This window comes from Rhodococcus sp. EPR-134 (assembly GCF_001647205.1).
GTDB classification, from domain to species: Bacteria; Actinomycetota; Actinomycetes; order Mycobacteriales; family Mycobacteriaceae; genus Rhodococcus_F; species Rhodococcus_F qingshengii.
Genome location: NZ_LVCT01000473.1, coordinates 1 through 5,959, shown reverse-complemented (window position 1 = coordinate 5,959; position 5,959 = coordinate 1). Strand labels below are relative to the sequence as shown.

Annotated in this window: 7 protein-coding genes and 1 pseudogene; 3 read left to right on the top strand and 5 right to left on the bottom strand. The window is 62.7% G+C overall.

Going from position 1 to position 5,959, the window contains the following annotated elements; genetic code table 11:
• Nucleotides 1–151 precede the first annotated feature (151 nt).
• Nucleotides 152–1,212: pseudogene (locus A2J01_RS37365) on the top strand (alpha/beta hydrolase).
• Nucleotides 1,213–1,220: 8 nt separating this feature from the next.
• Here A2J01_RS37365 and A2J01_RS21965 read toward each other — a convergent pair.
• Nucleotides 1,221–1,547 carry a winged helix-turn-helix transcriptional regulator gene (locus A2J01_RS21965; RefSeq protein ID WP_019745900.1) on the bottom strand — a complete coding sequence of 109 codons (327 nt, stop codon included), beginning with the start codon at nucleotides 1,545–1,547 and terminating at the stop codon, nucleotides 1,221–1,223.
• A 56-nt stretch (nucleotides 1,548–1,603) separates the two neighbouring features.
• On the opposite strand from A2J01_RS21965, the gene A2J01_RS21960 reads away from it, so the two are divergent.
• Nucleotides 1,604–2,488 carry an SDR family oxidoreductase gene (locus A2J01_RS21960; protein ID WP_064113579.1) on the top strand — a complete coding sequence of 295 codons (885 nt, stop codon included), beginning with the start codon at nucleotides 1,604–1,606 and terminating at the stop codon, nucleotides 2,486–2,488.
• 61 nt (nucleotides 2,489–2,549) lie between these two features.
• On the opposite strand, the gene A2J01_RS37245 is transcribed toward A2J01_RS21960, so the two are convergent.
• Together A2J01_RS37245 and A2J01_RS21955 are read right to left on the bottom strand one after the other, a co-directional pair.
• On the bottom strand, nucleotides 2,550–2,678 hold the full coding sequence (locus A2J01_RS37245) for a hypothetical protein (RefSeq protein ID WP_003943237.1): 129 nt from the start codon (nucleotides 2,676–2,678) through the stop codon (nucleotides 2,550–2,552).
• Between the two features lie 179 nt (nucleotides 2,679–2,857).
• Nucleotides 2,858–3,430: a TetR/AcrR family transcriptional regulator gene (locus tag A2J01_RS21955; RefSeq protein ID WP_050654987.1), complete on the bottom strand. Its 573-nt coding sequence runs from the start codon at nucleotides 3,428–3,430 to the stop codon at nucleotides 2,858–2,860.
• A gap of 53 nt (nucleotides 3,431–3,483) precedes the next feature.
• On the opposite strand from A2J01_RS21955, the gene A2J01_RS21950 reads away from it, so the two are divergent.
• A complete protein-coding gene (locus A2J01_RS21950; protein WP_007730272.1) occupies nucleotides 3,484–3,921 on the top strand; it encodes a DUF2867 domain-containing protein in 438 nt (145 codons plus the stop codon).
• On the opposite strand, the gene A2J01_RS21945 is transcribed toward A2J01_RS21950, so the two are convergent.
• A complete protein-coding gene (locus A2J01_RS21945; protein WP_064113578.1) occupies nucleotides 3,922–5,547 on the bottom strand; it encodes a cation:proton antiporter in 1,626 nt (541 codons plus the stop codon). It abuts the gene before it with no gap.
• A gap of 39 nt (nucleotides 5,548–5,586) precedes the next feature.
• The coding region (locus A2J01_RS21940) for a DUF1275 family protein (RefSeq protein WP_156519352.1) at nucleotides 5,587–5,959 on the bottom strand (373 nt) is incomplete at its 5' end.

Sequence of the window (5,959 nt, the reverse complement as noted above, 5' to 3'; positions counted from 1 at the left end):
GTCTTCTCACAGTGGAAACCGCGGACGACGCGGGCCCCGTCACAGTCACGGTGACGCCGGCAAGCTGATCGCGAGCGTCGAGATTCCTGGATATTTGTCCAGTTCTTTCGTAACGTACAAGCGACGGGTGATCAGCCGACGGAAGGCGAGTATGTCCACGGAGAAGATGTCTGTCCAAGATCGTGTTGCGCGGGTGGTGCTCGATGTCGTCGGCGCCTTACCGACCGGCGCGCAGCGCATTCTCGGTGGCAAGCCGAAGGAGATCGACGGGCAGACTCTGCACCCCGAGATCCAGCTTGCGCTGAGATTGCTCTCAGCGGTCGAAGGTACGAGCTTCGAGCATCTTCCGGTCGAAGAGGGACGGGCTCAGATCGACGCCGAATCGCGACTGTTCGGCGGTACGCCCATCGACATCGAGACGGTACGTGACCTCGAGATCCCGGCCGGGGATCACGCGATTCCGGCTCGGCTGTATCGCCCAGCCGGAGTCTCAACGCCCGCTCCACTTTTGGTGTACTTCCACGGCGGCGGGTTCGTCCTCGGCAGCCTCGAGAGCGGCGACAGTGTGTGCCGCTTCCTGGCCCGCCACGGCGAGGTCAGTGTGTTGTCGGTGGACTACCGGTTAGCGCCGGAGTTCCCGTTCCCCGCCGGGGTCGATGACGCCGTCGCCGCATTCCGGTACTGCGTCGAGCATGCCACAGATCTGGGTGCAGATCCGAAATCCATTGCGGTAGGCGGAGACAGCGCGGGCGGGAACCTGGCTGCCGTCGTCGCGCAGTCCACGACCGAAGACGACGTCAAACCAGTATTCCAACTGCTCTTCTTCCCTGGGTGGACCTTTCGTCGAAGCGCCCTTCGCACAAGATGTTCGGCACCGACTTCTTTCTCACCGACGCCCAACTCGACTGGTATGCAGCCCATTACCTGTCGGGCGGCGCTTCGGCTCTCGACCCGCGAGTCTCACCGCTGCTCACTCCGGACCTGGCCGGCCTACCGCCCGCGTACGTTGCCGTCGCCGGTTTCGACCCACTACGCGACGAGGGTGAGGAATACGCGAACCGGCTGCGAGAGGCCGGAGTCCCGGTTGCACTCAGGCGTCACAATGGATTGATCCATGCCTTCGTCAACACCACCGGTGTCGGCCATACCGGTCAAGATGCGATGTTCGAGGCCTGCGGCGCTCTGCGGGTTGGACTTTCGGGCCCGCACTGAGGGCAGGGTCACGAAACGGGGAGTGCCAGATCCGCCCACTCGACCATCGCTTCGAGCACGGAGCGCAGTTCCATCCCCGTCGCGGTGAGTTCGTACTCCACTCGCGGCGGCACCTCGGCGTAGGCAGTCCGGGTCACCAGATCGAACTCCTCGAATCGCTTGAGTCTGGCGGAAAGTGTCCTGGGACTGATGCCGGGCAATGCGCGTCGTAGTTCCGTGAAGCGCATCGGGCCGTGCGTGAGCTCACGAACGATCAGCGTTGCCCACGGTCCGTCCAGAACCAGCAGAAAGCGCGCGACGCCGCACTCCGGAAGCACGTGACCTGATTCACTCATCGATTCCCCATTAGTTCACTTGAAGTAACTGGTTCCCAATCTGAACTATAGGCGTCATGACTTACACAGTGCATGGCGCCACCGGCGCACAGGGTTCTCCCGTTCTCGCGGGATTGGTCGCTGCTCTCGCCGGATCGACAGGTGCCGAAGTCCGAGCAATCACCCGCAACCCCGACCAGACGTTCGAGGGTGCGAACACCGTTGTCGCGGACAATGCGTCAGTCGACTCTCTCGCCGACGCTTATCGCGGGGTAGACGGGGTGTTCTTCCACCTGCCACTCGCCGGTGACACCGAGACGCTAGCTGGTTACGCCCACAACGTTCTGGCAGCAGCAAGAGTGACAGGTCCTTCGCGGTTCGTGATCTCTACCAGCGGCACGGTGACCCGCGACGCTACTTCGCCGCTTGCCGGTCCCAACACACCCGTTCTCTCCGAGCTCGTCGACGGACTCCGCGCCGAAGGTATCGCGGTGACCGTCCTGACCCCGCGTTTGTTCCTCGAGAATCTTCTTCTGCCCACCGTGCTGTCGGGGGTGAAAGACGAAGGGGTCCTGCGTTACCCACTACGTGCCGATCTCGCGGTCGCATGGAGTTCACATCTCGACGTCGCTGATGCAGCCGTTGCGGCCCTGACTCTCGACGTAGCACCGGACGCGGTCGACATCGGACAGATTCCGGCGATCACCGGCATCGAACTGGCCGAGGCATTCGCCGAACACTTCTCGCGCGCGGTAACTTTCGAAGCCGTGACGCCCGACGCCTTCGGTGCGTCGATTGCGCCGATCATCGGAGCGGGCGCAGCAGTCGGGGTTTCCCAGCTCTACACGGGACTCGAATCTGCCGACAGCGTCGCGTTCGACTCCGCGACGGGTTCTGCCGTTGCCTTGGGCATCGTCGCCCGCAGCACCCGGGCCTGGCTGGTAGATATCGGAGTGAACTGACCGGAACAACGCAAACGGCCGGCTCCGCGAAGTATCGCGTGGAGCCGGCCGATTTCCGGGGTTACCGGTGCGTGCGGGTCTTCAACTGGCGGTTCAGCTGCCGACTCCCGAAGTCCAGACCGGCACCGTCACTGGTGGCCAGCACGGTGAGTCCAGCGGCGACCAGCAACGAAATAAGCACAACGCTCATGGTGAGTCACCTTTCTTCCTGTCGTGAAACGGTTTTGCGCCTCCGGGAAATGTCGACATATCCGGCACCCCACTTCAGCTGACCTCAAAGTATCTGTAACTATGGGTTACGCGCAATGTGTGGTCCCTCACCTGAAAGCGCAGGGTGATGCGCAGATCACGCTGCGTTCGACGGCGGACTTACCTGGCCAGAACCATGTTCACGAACTCGTCGGCGAGCGCCTGAGCGTCCGCACCGCTGCCAGGAACCACATCGGGCGCACTGTGTACTAATTGCATCTGCCCCAGGTACATCGAATAGGCAAGTACGCCACGATGTTCCGCTTTCTGCCTGTCCATCCCCAGATCGACCAACAACGTCACGATGTAGGTAACTCGACGCTCGGTGACACGTCGAACCGCCGCCGAAACCAAAGGATGGCCGATCCCGGCAAGCAGTTCCAACTCCGCACGGCGACCGGCCAATCCGGTCGTGACCGAATCCACCAGACGACGCAACCTCACCTCCGCCGGTTCACCAGAGGACTCGACGGAGGAGATCAGTCTCTCGGTTGCCAAAACTTCCCACCGGCCGAGCGCAGCTTGCAGCAATTCGTCGCGGTTGGCGAAGTGCCAATAAAAGGAACCCTTGGTCGATCCGAGCGTGCGCGCCACCTTTTCCACTGCAACTGCATCAGGCCCATGGCTTGTCAGAGCCTGGAAAGCTGCATCGATCCACTGGTCGCGAGAGAGTCGGGCGCGGGCATTCGTCACCTCCGTACGGTACCGTATGGGTAAGTTCCATACGGCATCGTACGGAGGACGAAATGACACTCGCTTTCAAGGCAATGCCTGCACCGGACTGGGCAGAAGCCACCACGATCACCATCCCGTCTGTTCCGACCCATACATCCGAGGAGTGGGCGCAGGCAGTCTTCGACGTCAGGAATGTCCCCGCACCCGTCCTCGCGATGTTCTGGCTCAGGGAGCGGATAGTCGGACTGCTCGGCATCGCCAAGGGACGCCCCGACACCTTTGCCGTCGACAAGATCGCCGACGGCGAGGCCCTCATCGAAGCGGACGAGAAACACCTACGATTCGTCGCCTCGGTTCAGGCCGACAACGACGCCGGCCTCCTGCACGTCGTCACCGCCGTGGAGCTGAAGAACCGCGCGGGCCGAATCTACTTCGCACCCGTTCAGGTACTGCACGGCGTGATCACGCGGGCAATGATGACGTCCGCTCGAAAGAGACTGTGCACGTGATCAACCGTCCGGACCGCCCTTGAGTTCGAGGCTGATCTGATCGGCATCCAGCGCGGCAAGTGCCGATCCGAGCATCCGTGCGTCGAACACGCCATCGTCACGTGCGTCGAGCAGTGCCTGACGCTGCGCGTCGATCACGTCGAGGCGGATCCTCTTCTTCGACCGACCCTCTGGCGGAACGACACTCGCAGCAGCATCTTCGAGGAGGTCGAGCAACCTGCGATGCTCGTCTAGTTCGGATTCGGTGAGGTCCTGCGCTGCCGGACCGGTCGCCACTACGACGCGCCTCAACGTTCCTCCCTGAAGGATCAACGAGCCTGCTGCCACCAGGAACGCAACCAAGATCAGGAGCGATCGACTCGGGGTGTCTTCCGGCAGAGTCTGCGCTGCAGCCAGAGTGACCGCCCCGCGCATGCCGGCCCAGATGACGATCGTGCCTTCACGCCATCCCAACGGCGCAGCAAGGTAGTAGTCGATATCGGCAACCGTCCGCCGAACCCGAACCTTGAACCTTTCCATCTGATTCGCCGAAGGTGCCCGGCGCCTGCTGCGTCGTTCGTCTGGCGGGTAATCCTCGGGATTGTCGAGGCGATTCGCGATGTCGGAGAGTCTGGGTTTCATGCGTTCACGAAAATTCGCCCGCGCTTGGAGCGCTCGCAGGAGCGGGGCCACGTACAGAGCCCGCACCAAGATCGTGAGGAACAGTGCACCCGCCGCCACGAAGACCGCCGTGGATATGCCCTCGTGGTCGACCCGGACATCGTCGACTATCGACGAGAGTTCAAGGCCCATCACCAGGAAGATCGCACCTTCGAGGACCAATTCGACTGTGCGCCAGTTCTGGGAGTCGGACAACCGGTGTCGCGGTGACAGCTTCCGAGGAGCGTCGTAGCCGGTGACGAGCCCGGCCACGACTGCAGCAACCAACCCTGACGCACCCAACTCTTCGGCGGGGATCGCCGCCAGAAACGGCACCGTGAACGAGATGACCGTGTTGACCGTCGAATCGGTGACACGGGCGCGAACCATCAGGTTGACCTTGCCGACGACAACTCCGATGACCGCGGCCACGACGACGGCAAAAGCGAACTTGCCCAACACACTCCACAGCGACACCGATGCGGCGGCCCCGGCGATGGCAGTACGCAACAGAACCAGAGCGGTGGCGTCGTTGAGCAGGCTTTCGCCTTCGAGGATCGACACCACCCGCGGCGAGACCGGGAGTTTCTTGACGATGGACGTCGCGACGGCATCCGTCGGGCTCACGATCGCACCGAGTGCAATGCCCCACCAGATACCGAGTCCTGGTATCACCCAGGAGAAGAACACACCGAGAACAAGCGCACTCACGACCACGAGCAGAACGGAAAGCCCACCGATGGCACCGAACTCACGCCGAAACTCCATCGACGGCATCGAGACCGAGGCGGAGTACAGCAGTGGCGGAAGCACGCCTGCCAGAATCCATTCCGGGTCGATGTCCACTGCTGGGACAAATGGTAAGAGGCTGACAACGATCCCGGCCATCACCAGAATCAACGGTGCTGCGACTCCGATCCGCGCTCCGAGCGTCGAGGCCGCGACGATTCCGAGCAGTCCGAGCACCACGATGATCAGAGCATCCACTGCTTCCCCCTGTACCCCCGGATTTGTGTCTGGCTCTTTCTACACCTTTGCCGGAGACGGGGGCGACACCTGCCAGGCAACGGCGATCAGAACAACCGTGAACGCCGATGCGGGCCACAGAGCGTGAAGACCGATCCACCGATGAACGAGCGCACCGACCACCGCGCCCGCGATCAACCCCGCGCACATCCCGAAGTGCTGCAGCCACGCCCACTTCGGGCCACCCAGAAAGGCACCGGTCAGACGCTGGCCCATCTTGACCAGCGCACCGGTCATGTACGTGACACCGATCGTCACCTCGCCGTCGCGCTGGAACACCGAGTTGACGGCTCCCATCGCCAAGGCCATCGCCGAGATCGCGCCGGGGGTGACGTCGAGGCTGCTCATCACCGAACCGATGGACAGCAGCCCG